The organism is Sphingomonas sp. LR59 (genome assembly GCF_036855945.1).
GTDB lineage: Bacteria > Pseudomonadota > Alphaproteobacteria > Sphingomonadales > Sphingomonadaceae > Sphingomonas.
Window position 1 is genome coordinate 198288 of sequence record NZ_JASPFL010000001.1, and the last position, 20658, is coordinate 218945.

The 20658-nt window shown below is 65.4% G+C and carries 21 protein-coding genes and 3 pseudogenes; 10 read left to right on the forward strand and 14 right to left on the reverse strand.

Going from position 1 to position 20658, the window contains the following annotated elements; all coding sequences use genetic code 11:
• Window positions 1-29: 29 nt before the first annotated feature.
• Together truA and fmt are read right to left on the reverse strand one after the other, a co-directional pair.
• Window positions 30-770, reverse strand: coding sequence for a tRNA pseudouridine(38-40) synthase TruA (gene truA, locus QP164_RS00915; protein WP_333921831.1), 741 nt, complete (start codon window positions 768-770; stop codon window positions 30-32).
• Entirely contained in the window at window positions 767-1693 is a 927-nt protein-coding gene (gene fmt, locus QP164_RS00920; protein WP_333921832.1) for a methionyl-tRNA formyltransferase, read from the reverse strand. Before fmt ends, truA begins: the two co-directional genes overlap by 4 nt.
• A gap of 52 nt (window positions 1694-1745) precedes the next feature.
• Between fmt and recR the strand changes: the two genes are divergently transcribed.
• The 3 genes from recR to rmuC all read left to right on the forward strand — a co-directional run bounded on the left by recR (window position 1746) and on the right by rmuC (window position 4812).
• A complete protein-coding gene (gene recR, locus QP164_RS00925) occupies window positions 1746-2342 on the forward strand; it encodes a recombination mediator RecR (RefSeq protein ID WP_056052820.1) in 597 nt (198 codons plus the stop codon).
• Window positions 2343-2390: 48 nt separating this feature from the next.
• Window positions 2391-2915 (forward strand): peptide deformylase, encoded by a 525-nt coding sequence (gene def / locus QP164_RS00930; RefSeq protein ID WP_333921833.1) that lies wholly within the window; start codon window positions 2391-2393, stop codon window positions 2913-2915.
• A gap of 445 nt (window positions 2916-3360) precedes the next feature.
• Entirely contained in the window at window positions 3361-4812 is a 1452-nt protein-coding gene (gene rmuC / locus QP164_RS00935; protein ID WP_333921834.1) for a DNA recombination protein RmuC, read from the forward strand.
• A gap of 425 nt (window positions 4813-5237) precedes the next feature.
• Here rmuC and rplI read toward each other — a convergent pair whose 3' ends face one another.
• From rplI to QP164_RS00955, 4 genes are all read right to left on the reverse strand, one after another.
• Window positions 5238-5834: a 50S ribosomal protein L9 gene (gene rplI, locus QP164_RS00940; RefSeq protein WP_333921835.1), complete on the reverse strand. Its 597-nt coding sequence runs from the start codon at window positions 5832-5834 to the stop codon at window positions 5238-5240.
• 11 nt (window positions 5835-5845) lie between these two features.
• Window positions 5846-6070 (reverse strand): 30S ribosomal protein S18, encoded by a 225-nt coding sequence (gene rpsR / locus QP164_RS00945; protein WP_031393978.1) that lies wholly within the window; start codon window positions 6068-6070, stop codon window positions 5846-5848.
• A gap of 2 nt (window positions 6071-6072) precedes the next feature.
• A complete protein-coding gene (rpsF, locus tag QP164_RS00950; protein WP_056050884.1) occupies window positions 6073-6507 on the reverse strand; it encodes a 30S ribosomal protein S6 in 435 nt (144 codons plus the stop codon).
• 312 nt (window positions 6508-6819) lie between these two features.
• Window positions 6820-7179 (reverse strand): RcnB family protein, encoded by a 360-nt coding sequence (locus tag QP164_RS00955; RefSeq protein WP_333921837.1) that lies wholly within the window; start codon window positions 7177-7179, stop codon window positions 6820-6822.
• A gap of 200 nt (window positions 7180-7379) precedes the next feature.
• Between QP164_RS00955 and fabD the strand changes: the two genes are divergently transcribed.
• The 6 genes from fabD (at window position 7380) to mltG (ending at window position 12340) form a co-directional block, all read left to right on the forward strand.
• Window positions 7380-8339 (forward strand): ACP S-malonyltransferase, encoded by a 960-nt coding sequence (gene fabD / locus QP164_RS00960; protein WP_333921838.1) that lies wholly within the window; start codon window positions 7380-7382, stop codon window positions 8337-8339.
• 47 nt (window positions 8340-8386) lie between these two features.
• On the forward strand, window positions 8387-8809 hold the full coding sequence (locus QP164_RS00965) for a GxxExxY protein (protein WP_333921839.1): 423 nt from the start codon (window positions 8387-8389) through the stop codon (window positions 8807-8809).
• A 14-nt stretch (window positions 8810-8823) separates the two neighbouring features.
• Entirely contained in the window at window positions 8824-9564 is a 741-nt protein-coding gene (gene fabG, locus QP164_RS00970) for a 3-oxoacyl-[acyl-carrier-protein] reductase (protein ID WP_333921840.1), read from the forward strand.
• A 77-nt stretch (window positions 9565-9641) separates the two neighbouring features.
• Entirely contained in the window at window positions 9642-9878 is a 237-nt protein-coding gene (locus QP164_RS00975) for an acyl carrier protein (protein ID WP_031393971.1), read from the forward strand.
• A gap of 121 nt (window positions 9879-9999) precedes the next feature.
• Window positions 10000-11262, forward strand: a complete 1263-nt coding sequence (fabF, locus tag QP164_RS00980; RefSeq protein WP_333921841.1) for a beta-ketoacyl-ACP synthase II — start codon at window positions 10000-10002, stop codon at window positions 11260-11262.
• Between the two features lie 109 nt (window positions 11263-11371).
• Window positions 11372-12340: an endolytic transglycosylase MltG gene (gene mltG, locus QP164_RS00985; protein WP_333921842.1), complete on the forward strand. Its 969-nt coding sequence runs from the start codon at window positions 11372-11374 to the stop codon at window positions 12338-12340.
• Window positions 12341-12464: 124 nt separating this feature from the next.
• On the opposite strand, the gene eda is transcribed toward mltG, so the two are convergent.
• The 8 genes and pseudogenes from eda to QP164_RS01025 form a co-directional block, all read right to left on the reverse strand.
• Entirely contained in the window at window positions 12465-13109 is a 645-nt protein-coding gene (eda, locus tag QP164_RS00990) for a bifunctional 4-hydroxy-2-oxoglutarate aldolase/2-dehydro-3-deoxy-phosphogluconate aldolase (RefSeq protein ID WP_333921843.1), read from the reverse strand.
• Window positions 13106-14073 (reverse strand): annotated as a pseudogene (gene glk, locus QP164_RS00995) (glucokinase). The gene eda and the pseudogene glk overlap by 4 nt, the downstream one beginning before the upstream one ends.
• Before the next feature lie 149 nt (window positions 14074-14222).
• Window positions 14223-16038 (reverse strand): annotated as a pseudogene (gene edd / locus QP164_RS01000) (phosphogluconate dehydratase).
• A 2-nt stretch (window positions 16039-16040) separates the two neighbouring features.
• Complete coding sequence (pgl, locus tag QP164_RS01005; RefSeq protein ID WP_132739130.1) at window positions 16041-16745, reverse strand: 6-phosphogluconolactonase; 705 nt, start codon at window positions 16743-16745, stop codon at window positions 16041-16043.
• A gap of 170 nt (window positions 16746-16915) precedes the next feature.
• Window positions 16916-18379 (reverse strand): glucose-6-phosphate dehydrogenase, encoded by a 1464-nt coding sequence (zwf, locus tag QP164_RS01010; RefSeq protein WP_132739127.1) that lies wholly within the window; start codon window positions 18377-18379, stop codon window positions 16916-16918.
• A gap of 27 nt (window positions 18380-18406) precedes the next feature.
• Window positions 18407-19330: an N-acetyl-gamma-glutamyl-phosphate reductase gene (gene argC / locus QP164_RS01015; protein WP_333921844.1), complete on the reverse strand. Its 924-nt coding sequence runs from the start codon at window positions 19328-19330 to the stop codon at window positions 18407-18409.
• The gene (locus tag QP164_RS01020; RefSeq protein ID WP_333921846.1) at window positions 19327-19746 is read right to left on the reverse strand and encodes an SH3 domain-containing protein; all 420 of its coding nucleotides are present in this window, start codon (window positions 19744-19746) and stop codon (window positions 19327-19329) included. Before QP164_RS01020 ends, argC begins: the two co-directional genes overlap by 4 nt.
• Window positions 19673-20002, reverse strand: coding sequence for a MarR family transcriptional regulator (locus QP164_RS01025; protein ID WP_132897785.1), 330 nt, complete (start codon window positions 20000-20002; stop codon window positions 19673-19675). The genes QP164_RS01020 and QP164_RS01025 overlap by 74 nt, the downstream gene beginning before the upstream one ends.
• A gap of 233 nt (window positions 20003-20235) precedes the next feature.
• On the opposite strand from QP164_RS01025, the pseudogene secG reads away from it, so the two are divergent.
• Window positions 20236-20632: pseudogene (secG, locus tag QP164_RS01030) on the forward strand (preprotein translocase subunit SecG).
• Window positions 20633-20658 lie beyond the last annotated feature (26 nt).

The window sequence follows — 20658 nt, forward strand, 5'->3', positions numbered from 1 at the left end:
TGGGTCCCCGCCTTCGCGGGGACACAAGCTTAAGGGTAGACGGCCGCAACGAAGAACAACCCATCAGGCGGTGCATTCAGCCCAAGCATCGCCCGATCCTTCGCCGCCAGCGCCTTGGCAACATCGCCAACCGCCCAACGCCCCATACCCACCAGCGCGAGACACCCGACCATCGACCGCACCTGATGGTGCAGGAACGACCGCGCCGCCGCGTAGACGAACAGCCGCTCCCCCTCCCGCACAACCTCAAGCCGGTCCAAAGTGCGCACCGGACTATCCGCCTGACAATGCGCCGACCGAAACGTCGTGAAGTCATGCCGCCCGACCAGCGCCCCCGCAGCCTCCGCCATCGCGTCTACATCCAGCAACTGCGGCACCTGCCAAGCCAACCCAGCCTCGAACGTCAGCGGCGATCGCCGGTTGACGATCCGATACTCGTACGACCGCCCGACACACGAAAACCGCGCATGCCAATCGTCATCGACCACCTCGCACGCCAGCACCGACACCGGCGCCGGCTTCACCAGCGCATTCAAACCCTCCATCAACCGAAACGCCGCGAGCGGCTTCGCGATGTCGACATGCGCGCGCATCGCCATTCCGTGCACGCCCGCATCGGTCCGCCCTGCCGCCTGCACCGACGCGGTCTCGCCGGTCATCTTGAGCACGGCCGCCTCCAGCGCCGCCTGAACGCTCGGGCCGTGCTTCTGCCGCTGCCAGCCCATGAACGGCCGCCCGTCGAACTCCACCGTCAACGCGAACCGCGTCAAAGCTGCGTCCCCGACGGGATCGCAAACCCACGCAGCAATTCCGTGGCCGAGGTGACGCCACGCCCGGCGCGCTGCACCAAGGTCGGCCGAATCGCCCCATCGCCACACCCGATCGTCAGTTCGGCGTTGACCGTCAGCCCCTCGCACCCAAGAAACGAGAACGGCAACACGTCCGCCGCCAGCACCTTCAAGCGCTCGCCGGCATGCTCGAACCACGCCCCCGGCGCCGGGTTCATCGCGCGCACGAGTCGCTCGACCTCGACCGCCGACCGCTCGAAATCGATCCGCGCCTCCGCCTTGTCGATCTTGGCGGCGTAGGTGACGCCCTCCTCGGGTTGCGGCCGGGCAGGGTGGGCGTCGAGATCGCCCAGCACCTCGACCATCAACCGAGCCCCCATCGCGGACAGCTCGGACGTCAGGTCCCCCGCGGTCTTGCCGACGATCGGCGTCCGACCCTCGAGCCGAACCGGGCCGGTATCCAGCCCAGCCTCCATCTGCATGATCCCGACGCCCGTCTCGGCATCGCCCGCGAGGATAGCCCGCTGCACCGGCGCCGCGCCGCGCCACCGCGGTAACAGCGACCCATGCACGTTCAGGCACCCGAACCGAGGCGCCTCCAGCACCGCGCGCGGCAGAATAAGACCATAGGCCGCGACAACCGCCACATCCGCCCCGAGCGCTGCAAACGCCTCGCGAGCCTCAAGTCCCTCCCGCAAAGACGCCTTGAACGACACCGGCGTTCGCACCTCGATCCCCAGCGCTTCCGCCCGAACCTGCACCGGCGACGGCACCAGCTCGCGCCCGCGCCGTCCGCCCGGCCGAGCCGGCTGGCAATACGCCGCCGCCACGACATGCCCCGCCGCGACGAGGGCCTCCAGCACCGGCACTGCGAAGTCCGGCGTTCCCATGAAGATGATCCGCATGGCCTCTCTCGAACACGCTGGCGGGGAGCCGCGCAACCCCTATCTGTTCCAGATGGCATCCCCCGAGATCGAGGCGCTGACGCAGGCGCTGGCCCGGCTCCCCGGCCTCGGCCCCCGGTCCGCACGTCGCGCCGTGCTGCATCTGCTCAAGAAGCGCGACGCGGCACTGGGCCCGTTGCGCGAGGCACTGACCGCGGTCGACGAGCGGCTGGAGAACTGCTCGACCTGCGGCAACGTCGACACCACAAACCCCTGCGCGATCTGCGCCGACCCGCGCCGCGACCAGCGTTCGCTCTGCGTCGTCGAGGAAGTCGCCGACCTCTGGGCGCTCGATCGCTCGCGGCTGTTCCCCGGCCGCTTCCACGTCCTCGGCGGGCGCCTGTCCGCACTCGAAGGCATCCGTCCGGAGGATCTCAGCATCGACAGCCTCGTCCGTCGTATCGAAGCCGGCGGCATCGACGAAGTCGTCCTCGCGATGAACGCCACGCTCGAAGGCCAGACTACCGCGCACTACATCGCCGAGCGCATCGAACGCTTCCCCGTCCGGGTCACCCAACTCGCGCACGGCCTGCCGGTCGGCGGCGAACTCGACTATCTCGACGAGGGGACGTTGGCGCAGGCATTAAGGGCCAGAAGGCCAATGGCTTGACGCCCATCGGCTTGACGTGATGCCCACGCGTACCTTAGCGGACGCGCTATGACCGTCATGACCGTTCTCGAAGTCCCCGATCCCCGCCTGCGCCTCGTTGCCGAGCCGGTGGAGACGGTCGACGACTCCACCCGCACGCTCGTCGCCGACATGATCGAGACGATGTACGACTTCAACGGCATCGGCCTCGCCGCGACCCAGGTCGGCGTGCAGAAGCGCGTCCTCGTCATCGATCTCCAGGAGGAGAAGGACGAGGAAGACAAGCCGATCAAGAATCCCAAGGCGTACATCAACGCCGAGATCCTGTCGGTCAGCGACGAGGTCTCCACCTACAACGAGGGGTGCCTCTCGATCCCCGAGCAATATGCGGAAGTTGCCCGCCCGGCGCGCTGCCGCGTGAAGTGGCTAGACGAGACCGGCGCGGCGCACGAGGAAGACCTCGACGGCCTGCTCTCGACCTGCATGCAGCACGAGATCGACCATCTCGACGGCGTGCTGTTCATCGACCACATCAGCCGCCTCAAGCGCGACATGGTGCTGAAGAAGCTGGCGAAGCAGCGCAAGCTGGGGTGAGGGGGCGTGGCGTCGCTGCTGTCTGTGCTAGAGTGCGTCCCTGAGAGCGCGGCTCATTCCCCAACACGCAACCACCCCGGCGAAGGCCGGGGCCCAGTTGGAGAGGTCGCAGTAACGACGCGCTGCGCGAAGTTGGCAACGTGCCCCAACTGGGCCCCGGCCTCCGCCGGGGTGGTGCCGGTGTGTGGGATCGCAACGCGCCCCTAGTTCCCCCGCGAAAGCGGGGGCCCAGGACCACGAGCGCTACCGCTTGTAACCCTGGACTCCCGCCTCCGCGGCAAAACAATATTCCGATTGTCCTGCATCAACCGTTCGACGTATGTTCCACACATGACGTTCCCATTCGCTCACCAAATCCGCCCGCTAACGCGCCCATCTCCCCCTGAGGAACTGCTGCGCCAGCGTCTGCACTTCCTATACTTCACACCAGTTCCGGCCCCGCAAAATGGCTGAGTTCGCCATAATCGCCGTCCTCGCCCTAGCCGCCGGCACACTCCTCGGCTGGCTCCTAGCCTCCCGCCGAGCCGCCACCCTGGCCAGCGAACTCGCCGTCGCCCAAACCAAGGTCGCCGACGCCGACCTAATCCGCACCGCCCGCGACGCCGTCGAACGCGAACGCAACGCCGCGATGCAGGACCTCGCCACCCTCCGCGCCCAGAACGCCGAGCGCGCCACCGACACCGATCGCCTTCGCCTGGATCTTGCAACGATCCGCGCCGATCGAGACGCCGCCCGCACCGAAATCGCCACGCTGAAGGCCCAAGGCGAGGCGTTCGAAGCACGCCTGCTCGAACTCCGCGAGGCGAAGGACGTCATGGCCGCGCAGTTCGGCGACGTCGCCAACAAGCTGCTCAGCGACGCGCAGAAGACCTTTCTCGAACGTGCCGACGCCCGCTTCCGCCAGTCCGAGGAGTCCGCCGGCCTCAACCTCAAGTCGATGCTGCAACCCGTCAGCGACCGCCTGCAACGCTATGAAGAGGGCGTCGCCAAGGTCGAAGCCGAACGCCGCGACGCGTTCGGCGATCTCAAGGGCCAGATCGAGCAGATGCGCCTGGGCCAGGAAAAGGTCTCGACCGAAGCCGCCAAACTCGTCAATTCCTTACGCAACGCCCCCAAGTCCCGCGGCCGCTGGGGTGAGCAGCAGTTGAAGAACGTTCTCGAAACCTGCGGCCTCAGCGAACACACCGATTTCCAGACCGAAGTCTCGGTAGCGGTGGGCGACGACGGTGCCCGCCTCCGCCCCGACGCGATCATCCGCGTTCCCGGCGGTCGGGCTCTGGTGATCGACGCGAAGGTCTCGCTCAACGCCTACCAGGACGCATTCGGCGCGGTTGATGATGCCGAACGCCTGATCGGCCTAGCTGCCCACGCAGCCTCGATGCGCGCACACGTCAACGGCCTCGGCAACAAGGCCTATTGGAGCCAGTTCGCCGACACGCCCGACTACGTCATCATGTTCGTCCCAGGCGAACATTTCCTCTCCGCCGCGCTCGAACACGACCCGACGCTCTGGGACTTCGCTTTTGAAAAGCGCGTGCTGCTCGCCACCCCCACGAACCTGATCGCGATCGCCCGCACCGTCGCGGCGGTCTGGCGCCAGGAAAAGCTCGCCAACGAAGCACGCAAGATCGGCGAACTCGGCAAGGAGATGCACGACCGCCTCGCCAAGGTGGCGGACGACCTGCGGAAGGTCGGCGTCGGCCTCAACAGCGCGGTGAAGAATTTCAACGGCTTCACCAATTCGTTCAACGGCCGCCTGATGGTAACGGGTCGCAAGTTCCGCGACCTGAACATCGAGACGGGTGCGCGAGATCTTGAGGACGTATCCTCGGTCGACGCGCTGGCGCTAGGCGAGGGGCCCGCTTTGATCGAGAAGCCGGAGAACGTCGAAAGCTGAGACTAGCAGTTGTGAACCACCCCGGCGAAGGCCGGGGCCCAATTGGGGGCCCGAATGATGGACGCTGCGATCCGTTACTCCAGCTTTCCCAATTGGGCCCCGGCCTTCGCCGGGGTGGGATACCGAGAGGAGCGGCAAACTTTTAAATACCGCAGAGTCAATTTCCTAATACCGATCGGTACAAAATTCGTTCACCTCTCAGCAACCTTTCCACACCCCGAGCATTAACCGGACAACACCCCCCAAAGAGTCACCCGGTCATGAAACACCTAGTCCCCATCCTCTGCGCCCTCATCCCCTTCGCAGCCATGATCGGCGCCTGCGTAACTTGCCCCTGACGCCCGTCGCGCAGACACAAAAGAAAAGGCCCGCCCGGATCACTCCGGGCGGGCCTTTCTGTATCGGCTAGAAGGGAAGCGAAGGGATCAACCCTGCGTCTCTTCCTCCTGGTCGCGCGGTGCTTCGGCGGTCGCGCCGGGCTCTGCGTTCGGATCGTAATCCTCGACGAAGCCAGCCTCGTCCCGCTCGAACATCGACGACATCACGTCGACGCCCGAAGCCTGCATCTCGGCCTCTTCAGGCGACCGGGCGACATTGACCTTGACGGCCACCGACACCTCGGGGTGCAGCGAGACCTTGACGGTGTAGACACCGATCGCCTTGATCGGCTTGTCGAGCACGATCGCCGACTTGCCGACCTTGTGACCGTCGGCCACCAGCGCATCGACCAGATCGCGAACCGCGACAGAACCGTAGAGCTGGCCGGTGTTCGACGCCTGACGGATCAGGGTCACGGTCGCGTCGTTGAAGGTCTTCGCTTCGGTCTCGGCATCGCTGCGACGCGATGCGTTGTCCGATTCGATCTTCGCACGGTTCGACTCGAACACCTTGCGGTTGGCTTCGTTCGAACGAAGCGCCTTCTTGTTGGGAAGCAGGAAGTTACGCGCGTAACCGTCCTTGACCTTCACCACGTCGCCGATAGCACCAAGCTTTTCGACGCGCTCAAGCAGAATGACGTCCATGTGGGCGCTCCTTACTTAACGATGTAGGGCAGCAAGCCCAGATGACGCGCACGCTTGATGGCTTGAGCCAGTTCGCGCTGCTTCTTTGCGGCCACCGAAGTGATACGCGACGGGACGATCTTGCCACGCTCGGACACGAAGCCCTGCAGCAACCGGACGTCCTTATAGTCGATCCGGGGAGCGTCTTTGGCGGAGAACGGGCAGCTCTTGCGGCGGCGGAAGAATGGACGTGCCATGATTATTCAGCTCCCTCTTCGCGGTCACGACGGGGACCACGGTCCGGACGATCGCCACGATCGGGACGGCCCTCACGGCCACCTTCACGGTCGCCACGACGCTCGCGGTCACGATCCTGCTTGCGCATCATCACGGTCGGGCCCTCTTCGAGGGTGTCGACCTTGACCGTCATGTAACGGATGATGTCTTCGTTGATCTGGGTCTGGCGCTCCAGCTCTGCGATCACGCTGCCGGGGGCATCGATCTCGAGCATGACGTAGTGCGCCTTGCGGTTCTTGGCGATCTTGTACGCCAGCGAACGCAGGCCCCAGTTCTCGGTCTTTACGACCCGACCTTCGTTGTCGTTCACGATCTTGGTGGCGATTTCCGCCAGTGCGTCCACCTGCGCTTGTGCCAGATCCTGGCGCGCAAGGAACACGTGCTCGTAAAGAGCCATGTCTTGTCCTTCGTCTTGGCCGATCGCTGATACACGCCCCATGCGTGCACCCCTCCGGCTGTCGTCTAGAATGCAAACAGGGGCGAGAGACGCGAATCTCTCACCCCGGTTGCAGAGGGCCTTAGCCGTTTATCGGAGAAAGGCAAGGCTGGTGTGCTTCGTTCAACTAGTCCCGTCATCCTGACGAAAGTCAGGATCCAGAGCCAGAAATGCCGCCGCTCGTAACCCCTGGATCCTGACTTCCGTCAGGATGACAGGGCGTGGAGCGAGGGGGCGTACTTATTACGCCCCCAAAGATCCGCTCCTACCGATTTACCGGAACGCGCCGCCACGAACCTGGACCACGTTGCCGCGACCGTTGATCAGCAGCGCGTCGTTGCCCGAGCGAACCCACTGGCTGCCACGCGGCGGGGCGGCAAGGCGATAGTTGCGATACGTCGTGATGACCCGGTAGTTCTGCGCCTGGCGACGATCGAAGCGCTGGCCGGCGCGCCAGTTGCGATACTGCGGCGTGCGGACGACGGTGCGCTTGGTGACGACGGTGCGGCCGTTGTTATCGTTGTGGCGCACGGTGGTGACTTCGCGACGCTGCTGCGCTTCGGCAGGCGCTGCGGCGAGCAGTGGGCTGGCGACGAGCGTGACGGCAAGCGCGCTGAGAATGAACTTTTTCATGATAATCTCCCGTTTGAAACACGGCGCCGTTGCTGCGGCGTCCTCCATAATCTGGGAGCCGATTGTCGCAGGCGATTGTCGCAAGGTCGGCGAAATGGTCGCATATTGTCGCAAGGCCGCCGGGTTCGTTCAGGTTGCAACTCGACGCGCACCTTTATAGGCCCCGCGCTCGAACGAAGATCCAACACAGAGGAGAGGCCATGCGCGCGTTCATCTTCCCCGGCCAGGGGAGCCAGTCTGTCGGCATGGGCAAGGCGCTCGCCGACGCCAGTGCCACCGCCCGCGAGGTCTTCGCCGAAGTCGATGAGGCGCTCGGCCAGCACCTGTTCCGCCTGATGAGCGAAGGGCCCGCGGACGACCTGCTCCTCACCGAGAACGCCCAGCCCGCGATCATGGCGAACGCGATCGCCACCTTGCGCGTCGCCGAAAAGGAAGGCGGCCTCCGCCTCGCCGACAAGGCCGATTACGTCGCCGGCCACAGCCTCGGCGAATATACCGCCTTGTGTGCCGCCGGTGCGCTCGACCTGTCGACCACCGCCCGCCTCCTTAAACTTCGCGGCCGCGCGATGCAGGCGGCGGTTCCGGTGGGCGAGGGCGCAATGGCCGCGCTGCTCGGCACTGATCTCGAAAAGGCGCAGGTCATCGCCGGCGCCGCAGTCGACGCGATCCTTGCGGAGGGCGGCCCCGAACTGATCTGCACCGTCGCCAACGACAACGACCCGTCGCAAGTCGTCATCTCCGGCCACCGCCTCGCCATCGAAAAGGCGATCGCACTGGCCAAGGACCTCGGCGCCAAGCGCGCGGTATTGCTCCCCGTATCCGCCCCCTTCCACTGCCCCTTGATGCAGCCTGCTGCCGAAGCGATGGAAGCCGCCCTCCTGGACGCCGACCTCCGCGCGCCCCTCGTTCCCGTCTTCGCCAACGTAGATGCCACCGCAGTCGCCGACCCAGGCGCAATCCGTCACCTGCTGGTGCAACAGGTAACCGGCATGGTCCGCTGGCGCGAATCGGTGTTGGCGATGCATGCGGCGGGGGTCGACCACTTCGTCGAATTCGGCGGCAAGGTGCTCAGCCCGATGGTCAAGCGCATTACCCCCGACATCGAAACGACGAGCGTCATTACGATGGACGACATCGAGGCGCTTGTTCGGAGTTTGTAGATTAAGAGTGGTTCGCGCAGAGGCGCGGAGGCGCAGAGGAGATTGCGATGGTGGATATCGATCGGATCACCGGCGACGTCATTGATGTCGCGATCCGCATCCACCGCGACTTAGGGCCGGGACTGCTCGAAAGCGTTTATGAAACCGTCTTGGCGGGCAAGCTCGCCGCGATGGGATATCGCGTGGAACGACAGCGTTCGGTAGACATCGAATTCGAAGGAATGTGTTTTGCTGCCGCCTTCCGTATCGATCTGTTGGTGGACGAGCGACTGATCCTCGAGATCAAATCGATCGACCAGCTGAGTTCGGTGCATGCAAAGCAACTGCTGACCTATCTGAGATTGACCAAGCAGCCTGTCGGCCTGCTCATCAACTTTGGAGGCGAAACGCTCAAGGAAGGCGTGCGTCGGCTCGTCAACAATCACTATCCTCTCAGCGCCTCTGCGCCTCTGCGCGAACAAATTTCTTGAATTTGGAGACCAAAATGTTCGACCTCACAGGTATGACCGCCCTCGTCACCGGAGCATCCGGCGGGATCGGGTCCGAGATCGCCAAGGCCCTGGCCGCCCGAGGCGCACGCCTCGCCGTGTCCGGCTCCAACGCCGACAAGCTCGAAGCCTTCCGCGCCACCCTTAAAGGCGACCACGTCGCGCTCCCCTGCAACCTCTCCGATGCAGCCGCGGTCGACGCGCTCGTCCCGCAGGCCGTTGAAGCACTCGGTGGCAAGCTCGACATCCTAATCAACAACGCCGGCGTCACCCGCGACAATCTCGCGATGCGGATGAAGGACGACGAGTGGGACAGCGTCATCCGCGTCAATCTCGAAGCCGCGTTCCGCCTCATGCGCGCCGCCGCCAAGCCGATGATGAAGGCAAGGTTCGGCCGGATGATCTCGGTCACCTCGATCGTCGGCGTCACCGGCAATCCGGGCCAAGCCAACTACGCCGCGTCGAAGGCCGGCCTTATCGGCATGTCGAAATCGATGGCGCAGGAGCTCGCCAGCCGCGGCATCACCGTCAACTGCGTCGCGCCCGGTTTCATCACCTCGCCGATGACCGACGCGCTGCCCGACGCGCAGAAGACCGCGCTCACCGCGAAGATTCCTGCCGGTCGGCTCGGCGAAGGCGCAGACATCGGCGCGGCGATCGTGTACCTCGCCAGCCGTGAAGCCGGTTACGTCACGGGACAAACCGTGCACGTGAACGGCGGGATGGCGATGATCTGAACTTGCGCGCTGAACTGCCGCGTTCTAGGTGCGTTCAGGAAATACCGAAAACCCCCAGATTTGAAGAGGGAACTACCATGAGCGAGACAGCTGACCGCGTGAAGAAGATCGTCGTCGAGCATCTCGGCGTCGAAGCCGACAAGGTGACCGAGGACGCGAGCTTCATCGACGACCTGGGCGCAGACAGCCTCGACATCGTCGAACTCGTCATGGCGTTCGAGGAAGAGTTCGGTGTCGAGATCCCCGATGATGCCGCCGAGAAGATTGCGACCGTCAAGGACGCGATCACCTACATCGACGAGCACAAGGCCTGATCAGGGTCTAGGGTTCAAAACTTTGGACCTGCCCTGAAGGGTGTGATTTGAGCGGCTCCCCGTCCTTGGGCAAAGAGGGCGGGGAGCCGTTTCGTTTTGAGAGCAGACGGAGTTTGAAGCCATGCGGCGTGTCGTCGTAACCGGGCTAGGCCTGGTCACCCCCCTGGGGGCGGATGTTGAAACGGCCTGGGCGAATATCCTCGCCGGCAAGTCGGGCGCGGGCCCGATCACGCGCTTCGACGCGTCGGATCAGGTGTGCCGCATCGCCTGCGAGGTGAAGCCGGCCGACCACGAGTACGGCTTCGATCCGGCCAAGCGCGTCGACCACAAGGTCCAGCGCCAGGTCGATCCGTTCATCATCTACGGCATCGATGCCGCGGGTCAGGCTCTGGAAGACGCCGGGCTGACCGAGATGACGCTTGAGGAAAGCTGGCGCGCCGGCGTTTCGATCGGTTCGGGCATCGGCGGACTGCCGGGCATCGAAAGCGAATCGATCGTCCTCCATACCAAGGGCCCGCGCCGCGTGTCACCGCACTTCGTCCATGGCCGCCTGATCAACCTAATCTCGGGGCAGGTCTCGATCAAATATGGCCTGCGCGGTCCGAATCACGCCGTCGTCACCGCCTGCTCGACCGGCGCGCACGCGATTGGCGATGCCGCGCGGATGATCGCGATGGACGACGCCGACGTGATGCTCGCGGGCGGCGCGGAAGGCACCGTCTGCCCGCTCGGCATCGCCGGGTTCGCACAAGCCCGCGCGCTGTCGACCAACTTCAATGATTCGCCCGAAAAGGCCTCGCGCCCTTACGACAAGGACCGCGACGGCTTCGTGATGGGCGAGGGCGCGGGCGTTCTGGTGCTCGAGGAATACGAGCACGCCAAGGCACGCGGCGCGAAGATGTATGCCGAGGTGATCGGCTACGGTCTGTCGGGCGACGCATACCACGTGACCGCGCCGCATCCGGAAGGCGACGGTGCGTTCCGCTCGATGCAGATGGCCATCAAGAAGTCGGGCCTCAAGCTCGAGGACATCGATTACATCAACGCGCATGGCACCTCGACGCCGCTGGGCGACGAACTCGAACTCGGCGCAGTCCGTCGCCTGTTCGGCGATGCGATCTCGGGTCTGTCGATGTCGTCGACCAAGTCCGCGATCGGCCATCTGCTCGGCGGTGCCGGCGCGGTCGAGAGCATCTTCTGCATCCTCGCGCTGCGCGACCAGATCGTCCCGCCGACGCTGAACCTCGACAATCCAAGCGACAGCTGCGTGGGCGTCGATCTCGTGCCCCACGTCGCCAAGAAGCGTGAAGTCCGCGCGGTGCTGAACAACTCGTTCGGCTTCGGCGGCACCAACGCGTCGTTGGTGATGACGAAGGTCCGTTAAGTAGGTTTGTTCCCCCGCGAAGGGTCACCCATCAAAGTAATACTTTGATGGGGCCCAAGGCGGGGGCCCAGACTGGGCTCCCGCCTTCGCGGGAGAACAAGAGGTAGTGATGCGCAAGGTCGGCTGTTTCGGACTCGTCTTAGGCCTGGCGGCCGTCGTCGCGCTGTTCCTCGTAGTACAAGGCTGGGGCGGCTCGGGCCCGGCGCCCCGCACGCTGACCGTGCAGATCGGCGAAGGCAGCACGCTGGCCGGCGCTGCCACCGAACTTGAAAAGGCCGGCGCCATTCCCTCGGCCCGCCGCTTCCGCCTCTACGCCCGCGTGTTCGGCTCGGGCGACCCGATCAAGGCCGGCGAATACCGCATCGCGCCGCACGCCAGCCAGTCCGACATCCTCAAGCTGATGCAGGGCGGCAAGGTCGTCCAGCGCCTCGTCGTCGTCCCCGAAGGCTATCCCTCGGTGCTCGTCCACGACGCGCTGGCAAAGGCGGACGGCCTGATCGGCACCGTGCCCGTCCCGGCGGAAGGCTCGATTCTCCCCGACAGCTACGCCTTTCAGGCCGGCGACACCCGCGCATCGGTCGTTACGCGGATGCAGGCGGCGATGAAGACCTACCTCGCCACCGCCTGGGCCGCGCGCAAGCCCGGCATCGCGGTGACGACGCCCGAACAGGCGATCATCCTCGCCTCGATCGTCGAGAAGGAAACCGGCAAGCCCTCCGAACGTCGCACCGTCGCTGCGGTCTACGGCAACCGTCTCCGCAACGGCATGCCGCTCCAGGCCGATCCAACCGTGATCTACCCGATCACCAAGGGGCGCCCGCTAGGTCGCCGCATCCTGCGCTCGGAACTGCGCGCGAAGAACGGCTACAACACCTATGCCGAGGCTGGCCTGCCGGTCGGCCCGATCGCCAACCCCGGCCGTGCCTCGATCGACGCGGTGCTGGACCCGGCGCAGACCCAGGCGCTGTATTTCGTCGCGGATGGCACCGGCGGCCACGTGTTCGCCAACACGCTGGCCGAACACAACGCCAACGTGAAGAAATGGTACGCGATCCGCAAAGCCCGCGGCGAGATGTAATCCTCCCCGGAACGGGGAGGGGGACCATCCGCAGGATGGTGGAGGGGGCTCACCGCGCGCGTACCATTAGTGGCATGGGATCCCCACAGGCGGGACGCTCGTGGCGCTCCCCTCCACCCCGCCGCTACGCGTCGCGGTCCCCCTCCCCGTGCCGGGGAGGATTACCCCGCAACGCGTTCGCCGCGCGCGCCTTGATCTCGATCTCGGCCATCGTCCCGCCGGTCACCCAGCTCCCGCCCACGCAGAGCACCGGCTTGAACGCCAGCCACTCTGGTGCGCTCGCTTCGGTGATCCCGCCGGTCGGGCAGAAGCTGCACTGATAGAACGGCGCGGCCAGAGCCTTGAGTGCCTTCAATCCGCCATTCGCTTCGGCCGGAAAGAACTTGAAGTGCGTCAGCCCCAGGTCGAGCCCGGTCATGATATCCGCCGCGTTGGCTATGCCCGGCAGGAACGGAATGCCGCTCTCGATGATCGGCGTGGCGAGGCGCTCGGTCAGGCCGGGCGAGACAATGAACTCCGCCCCCGCATCGCGGACCTGTGCGAACTGCTGCGTGTTCACCACGGTGCCTGCGCCGACGATCGCGCCCGGCACCTTCTTCATCTCGGCGATGGCTTCAAGCGCCGCGCCGGTGCGCAAAGTCACTTCGAGCACGCGCAAGCCGCCCGCGACCAGCGCTTCGGCGAGCGGTCGGGCGAGCGCCGCGTCCTCGATCACCAGCACCGGGATGACGGCGCTGGTCTGCATGATGTCTGCGATAGTGGCGGTCATTGGGTGTGTTCCTGTGCGAAGGCTGCCGCGGCGCCGAACAGGCCGGGCTGGGGATGGGTGATGAGCTTGACGGGCATCGCCGCCATCATGCCCTGGAAGCGGCCCTTGGCGACGAAGCGCTGGTCGAAGCCTGAGCGGATCAGCCGATCCTTGATCCGGAAGCCTAGGCCGCCCGCGATCACGACCGCCTTGGCGCCCTGTGCGAGCGCCAGATCGCCCGCGACCGCGCCGAGCGCGAGGCAGAACCGATCGAGCGCGGCGAGCGCGATCGAGTCGGTGCCGTCGATCGCTTCGGTCCAGATCGTCTTGTCGTCATGGCTGGGCACCGCGCGGCCTTCCAAAGCGGCAAGCGTCTCATAGATCGCGACGATGCCGGGCCCCGCGACGACGCGCTCGGCGGATACGCGTGTGAAGGTCTTGCGCAGGCGGCTCAGCAACGCATCCTCGATTCCGTCGAGTGGGGCGAAGTCCATGTGGCCACCCTCGGTCTCCAGGACTTGGTAGCCGTTCTTCCGTCGAAGCAACTGGGCGACGCCGAGCCCGGTGCCGGGGCCGCAGATCGTCGTGATTCCCTCGGAAGGCAGCGGCGTATCGGGGCCGCAAAGGTGGATGAAGTCGCTGCTCGGCACCTGCGCGACGGCATGGCCGACCGCGCCGAAATCGTTGACCACCACCCACTGGTCGGCCTTCAGCCGCTCGGTGATCAGCGACTTGCGGATGATCCACGGGTTGTTGGTCAGCCGGATGACGTCGTTCGCGACCGGCGACGCGACCGCGATCGCGAGCGCGCGGGGGAGGGGCGACCCAAGCCCGCCTCGAACGCCTGATATGCGGTCTGGAGCGACGCGTGGTCCGCGGTCTTCAGCGTCGCCGGCTCGCCAAGCGACACGACGCGGCCGTTCTCGACCTCGGCGATCGCGAAGCGCGCATGCGTCCCGCCGATATCTGCCGCTACGATTTCCATGTCATCCTCCGTCTATTATTATTGTCCCCCGTCATCCCAGCGAAAGCTGGGATCTCAGGCCGCATAGTCCGTCCCCGTGGCGCGAGGTCCCGGCTTTCGCCGGGATGACGGGAGTGTGGCTGAGGCGACGGCGGCGTTTGAGACTTGTTCTAAAGCCCAGCGCCCGCCAGCATCGCCGACGCACCCTTCTCGGCCTCGTCGGCAAGCCCGCGAAACATCCCGAAAAGCTCGCGGCCCATGCCGCTAACCGGTGGCGGTATCGCGACCATGCGGCGCGTCGCCCACTCGTCGGCATCGACCAGTGCCTCCAGCGTGCCATTCACGGCGTCCACCCGAATCATGTCGCCATCGCGGATCAACCCGATCGCGCCGTCGAGCAGCGCCTCGGGCGAGCAATGGATCGCGCACGGCACTTTGCCGCTCGCGCCCGACATCCGCCCATCGGTGACCAGCGCCACCTTGAACCCACGATTCTGCAACACGCCCAGCGGCGGCGTCAGCTTGTGCAACTCGGGCATCCCGTTCGCGCGCGGCCCCTGGAACCGGACGACGACGACGACGTCCTTCTCCAGCTCGCCGCGCTTGAACGCCTCGATCACGTCGAGCTGATCATCGAACACCATTGCAGGCGCCTCAACGATCCACCGCTCGCGCTCGACCGCGGACACCTTGATGCACGCCCGGCCGATATTGCCCGCGAGGATCCGCATCCCGCCATCCGGCGAGAACGGCGCAGTCGCAGGGCGCAGGATCGTCTCGTCGCCACTATCGGGCGTATCGCGCCAAGCGAGTGTGTCCCCCTCGACGACCGCGGTCTTCGCGTACGCTGACAGATCCTCGCCACCGATCGTCATGATGTCGCCGTGCAACAGCCCTTCGCCGAGCAGCTCGCGGATTACATAGGGCATGCCCCCGGCAGCTTCGAACGCGTTCACGTCCGCCGAGCCGTTGGGATAGACGCGCGCAATCAGCGGGACCGCGCAGGAGAGGCGGTCGAAATCCTCCCAGTCGATGATGATCCCTGCCGCGCGAGCGATCGCCGGCACATGGAGCAGATGGTTGGTCGAGCCCCCCGTCGCGAGCAGACCGACCGCGGCGTTTACGATCGCCTTCTCGTCGACGCAATGTCCGACCGGCCGATACGAGATCGCCGCGCGCACCGATCTTCGCCAGCCGGTGCACCGCCGCCCGCGTCAGTTCCTGGCGCAGCTTGGTACCCGGATTGACGAACGCCGCGCCCGGCATGTGAAGGCCCATGACCTCCATCATCATCTGGTTGGTGTTCGCCGTGCCGTAGAAGGTGCACGTACCCTTCGAATGATACGCGCCGATCTCGGCCTCGAGCAGCTCGTCGCGCCCGACCAGCCCCTCGGCGAATTTTTCGCGGACCGCCGCCTTCGCCTTGTTGGGAAGCCCGGTCGGCATCGGCCCGCCGGGGATCAGCACCATCGGCAGATGCCCAAAGCGCAACGCACCCATCAGCAGACCCGGCACGATCTTGTCGCAGATGCCGAGCAGCGCGGCGCCTTCGAACGTCCCATGCGACAGTGCAATCGCCGTGCTCAGCGCGATCGTGTCGCGGCTGAACAGCGACAGCTCCATGCCGGGATAGCCTTGCGTCACGCCGTCGCACATCGCCGGCACGCCGCCCGCGACCTGCGCCGTCGCACCCGCTTCGCGCGCCCAGATCTTCATCAGCTCCGGGTAGCGATAATAGACGGCGTGTGCCGACAGCATGTCGTTATACGCGGTGACGATGCCGATGTTCATGCCGGCATCGGCCTTCATCGCGTCGCGGTCTTCCTCGGTCCCGGCATAGGCGTGCGCGAGGTTCGCGCAGCCCAGACCCGGACGACGGACCTGCGCCGCCGCCTCGCGCTCGATCAGCGCGAGGTAGGCGGCGCGGCTGTCGCGAGACCGCTCGATGATCCGGTCGGTGACCGCGGAGACGACGGCGTTCAGCATCGTCACGGCGCCCAGTGCACGTCGACCGGCAGCTCGACCTCGGCCAGCACGCGGCCGATCGGATAGGACGACGACGGCCCCTGTTCGATCGCCTGCTCCAGCACCTTCTTCTTCGCGTCGCCGGTGATCATGATCATCAGCGCCTTCGACGATGCGATGGCGGCAGCCGACAGCGTCACTCGCGCCAGCGGCGCTTCGGGCGGCAGCGGATCGGGCATCACGCCAAGCGCGCGGCGTTCCTTGGGACCGCTCAGCGCCTCGTCGTAATCCGGGCCGGGGAAGATCGACGCGGTATGCCCGTCGCCGCCCATGCCGAGCAGGCAGAAGTCGAGCGGCCAGTGCAGGTCCTGCATCAGAGCATCCGCCGAACGACCAGCCGCCTTGTAGTCCGACATCGCCTCGGGAACGATCGGCTTCACGCGCGCGCCCTTGGGCAGGAAGATCTTCGCCAGTGCGGTCACGTTCGACAACGGATCGCCGAGCTTCACGATACGCTCGTCGCCGGGGATGATCGTGACCTTCTTCCAGTCGAGCTTCGCCTGGGCGAGCTTCTCATACGCAGCGAACGGCGTCTTGCCGCCCGCCAGCGCGATCACCGCCGAGCCGCGCGCGTCCAGCGCGCTCTCGATGACGAACTGGATATCGCCCGCGACTGCGTTGGCGAGCTCGTCGGAATCCTCGTAATCCCACCATTCGATTTCGGTCATAAACTTGAACTCACTCAGAAAATTGCTGTCAAAAATGCCGTTCGTGCCGAGTTGGGATCGAGCGAAGTCGAGATCCGTATCGAGGTACAATGCCACAAACGGGCCGATCCCTCGATACGCCTTCTCGACTTCGCTCGAAGGCTACTCGGGACGAACGGAAGAAAACAAACTCAGTCGTCCTGCCAGGTCACCCCGTCACGCTCGGTCAGCGCGATCGCCGCGGACGGACCCCAGCTGCCCGAGGCATAGCTCTTGGGCTTCATCGCGTTGGCCTTCCAGCCCTCGCGGATCGCGTCGATCCAGGTCCATTGCGCCTCGACCTCGTCACGCCGCACGAACAGCGTCTGGTCGCCTTCGATCAGGTCGAGCAGCAGCCGCTCATAGGCGATGCGCCGCCGCGTGCCGGCAAACTCGGCGTCCATGCTGAGGTTCAGTGGGACTTCGCGCAGGCGGACGCCGTCGCGGTCGAGACCGGGCTCCTTCGCCATCACAAGTAGCTGGACATATTCCTCCGGCTGGAGGCGGATGATGAGCATGTTGGGCTGCAACAGGCCACCGCGCCCGGCGAACATCGAATGCGGCACCGACTTGAACTGGATCGCGATCTCACTGCGGCGCGCGGCCATGCGCTTGCCGGTGCGCAGATAGAAGGGCACGCCGCGCCAGCGCCAATTGTCGACATGCGCCTTGATCGCGACGAACGTCTCGGTGTTCGAGGCCTCGCCGAGTTCGTCAGAGTAGCTCTTGACGAACTTCCCCTTGACCGCGCCTTCGCCGTACTGGCCGGTGACCGTGACGTTGGGCACTTCCTCGGGCTTGATCAGGCGTAGCGAGCGGAAAACCTTCGACTTTTCATCGCGGACGTCGGTGCCCTCGAAGCGCGCAGGCGGCTCCATCGCGATCAGCGCGAGCAGTTGCAGCATATGGTTCTGGACCATGTCGCGCAGCGCGCCGGCGCTCTCGTAATAACCGGCGCGTTCCTCCAGCCCGACGGTCTCCGAGATCGTGATCTGGACGTTGTCGATCCCCTGCGCATTCCAGACCGGCTCGAAGAACGAGTTGCCGAAGCGCAGCGCCAGGATGTTCTGGACGGTTTCCTTGCCGAGATAATGATCGATCCGGTAGGTCCGGTCCTCGGGGAAGGCCTTCGCCACAGCGTCGTTGATCTCGCGGCTGGTGTCGAGGTCGTAGCCGAGCGGCTTCTCGAGTCCGACACGGACAGTCTCGCCGGCGAGGCCGACCTTGTGCAGCCCTTCGATTGCCGATTCGAACAGCGACGGCGCGGTCGAGAGGTAGATTGCGAGGCCGCCGGAGATGTCGCCGATCTTGTCCGCCAGCGGCTGGAACGCGGCGGGGTCCGACAGGTCGGTCGCCTGATAGAACAGCCGGTCGAGGAACGTCCCGATCGCGCTCTCGTCCTTGCGATCCTCGGGCAGAAACTCGTCGAGCGCCTTCTTGGCGAACTTGCGGTAATCCTTGTCGTCATGCTCGTGACGCGCGGCGCCGGTGATCGTCAGTTCCTCGGGCAGCAGGCCGTCGGCGTGCAGGCCATAGAGCGACGGTAGCAGCATGCGCTGCGCTAGATCGCCGGTCGCGCCGAACAGGAGCAGCTTGGCTACGGGATTACGGTGCATGAAAGCTCCTGGAACTAGCCGGTTTCTTTAGAAAACCAGGCCGGCGACCGGGTCGACCCCGGCCATGATGTTGAGGTTCTGGACCGCGGCACCGCCGGCACCCTTGCCCAGATTGTCGAGCGTCGCGATCAGCCGTGCATGGCCGACCGCATCGTTGCCGCAGACCCTCAGCGTCAGCCGATCGGTCCCCGCATTCTCCTCGATATCGACCGCGCCGATATCGCCGGGGGCGACCGAGACGAGTTTCGAGCCATCGAACGCCGCGCGCAAGACGTCGTCGATCGCAGCGAGCGACGGGCGGCCGGGCAGGGCATGGAGATGCAACGGCACTTCGACGACCATGCCGCGATACGTGTTGACCACGGCAGGCGCGAAGATAGGCGCGTGCGTTAGGCCCGCATGCTGCGTCATCTCGGCGATATGCTTGTGCGCGAGGCCTAGCGCGTAGGCGCGGAAGGCTGTCGCAGGCTCGCCGCTCTCGAACGCCGCGATCATCGCCTTGCCGCCGCCCGAATACCCAGAGGTTGCATTGGCGCTCAGCGGGAGGTCGGCGGGGATAAGCCCGGCGCTGACCAGTGGCGCGACCAGCGCGAGGAAACCGGTCGGATAGCAGCCGGGGTTCGACACGCGCATCGCGGTCGCCACCTTCTCCGCCTGACCCGGCAATTCGGGGAAGCCGTAGGTCCAGCCAGCGGCGACGCGGTGCGCGCTCGATGCATCGATGACTCGGGTGCGGTCATTGTCGATCAGCGTCACCGCCTCGCGCGACGCGTCGTCGGGCAGGCAGAGAATGACGAAATCGGCATCGTTCAGCGCCTCGCGCCGCGCCGCAGGATCCTTGCGTCGATCCTCCGGCAGCAACGCCAGCGTGATGTCACTCCGACCGGCAAGCCGTTCGCGAATCTCGAGGCCGGTGGTGCCGACCGCGCCATCGATGAAAACGGTCGTCATGCCGCGTCCGTCATCGAAAGATCGAGTGCCGCTGCCTCGACATAGCCGACCAGCCCGCTCGGGCGCGCAACGCCCCATGCGGAAACGCCGGCAATCTCCAGCACTTCGAAACTGTCGCCAGGCTTGAGGTCGACCATCGTATCGCTCGCTTCGTCTCGTCCGCTGCGCAACAAAGCTGTGCGCGCGACGGGCCGTATCATCGGCACCGCATAGTGTGGAGCGAATACGTATTCGGCGAGGCGAATATCGGCGATATCGCGGCGAACGGCGTGCGTGCGCGGATCGAGGTCGACCGAACGGCCCGTCAGCGCGAAGCTGGTCCGGGCCTTGTCGTCGAACGGCTCAAGCGTGAGCGGCGTGACCGTTGGAGCCGGCTGGGGCGGGGCCGTCGCCGATGAATTGCCCGAACTCTTCAAGAAAATCTGCCCCTTCGGTGGTGCGCGCGACGAAGATGTTACGCTTGTCGCTATCGTCGCGTTGGCGGCGCAGATAGCCGAGGGCACCCAATCTGTTCAAGGCGCGCGTGACGACGGGCTTCGATACGTTCAGCGCACGGGCCAAGCCGCGCACCGTATGCGGCCCCGGTTTCAAATAAACCAGCAGAAGAAGCGCCATCTGACGATTGGTCAGATCGGGTTCACCCGAGCGGACATAATCCACCAGAGCGGTCATCCAGGTCGATAAGGTATTGGCTGCCATTGATGCCACAGCGTTGATCCGCCATCTGAATTTATATGCACGATACCCAGTCATGAGCGTCATTACGGGGTCACAACGCCCCCGGACGTCATGTTTCCGTCGTTTTGCGATTGGCTTGCGATATGCGGAGCCCGTGTTGCGGTTGATCGAAACCTCGGTGTCGCCTATGTGCGCGCCTTCGCAAAAGTTCCGGGGTTTTCCGCGCAATGTTCGCCTTTCTGCTCGTCATCCACGCGATCATCGCGGCCGCCCTCGTCACGGTGATCCTCATGCAGCGGTCGGAAGGCGGCGGTCTGGGCATGGGCGGTAGCCCGTCCGGCCTGATGTCGGCCCGCGGCGCGGCCGATTTCCTGACCCGCGCGACCGGCGTGCTAGCGACGATGTTCGTGCTGTTCTCGATCCTGCTCGCGGTCCTCGCGGCGAGATCACCGCACCACCACGATCGACACGTCACTCGCGCGTACCCCGGCGGCGGCAACGGCAGTCCCGACCGCGCAGCCCAAGGGCGACGCGGCACCGTTCGCTGGTGGCGCCGAGAATGCCGGCGTACCAGCCGGCACGACTAAGCCTGCCGACAACGGCGCGGTCCCGCTAGCCAACTAAACACTCCATTCGCCGATAAAAGGCCC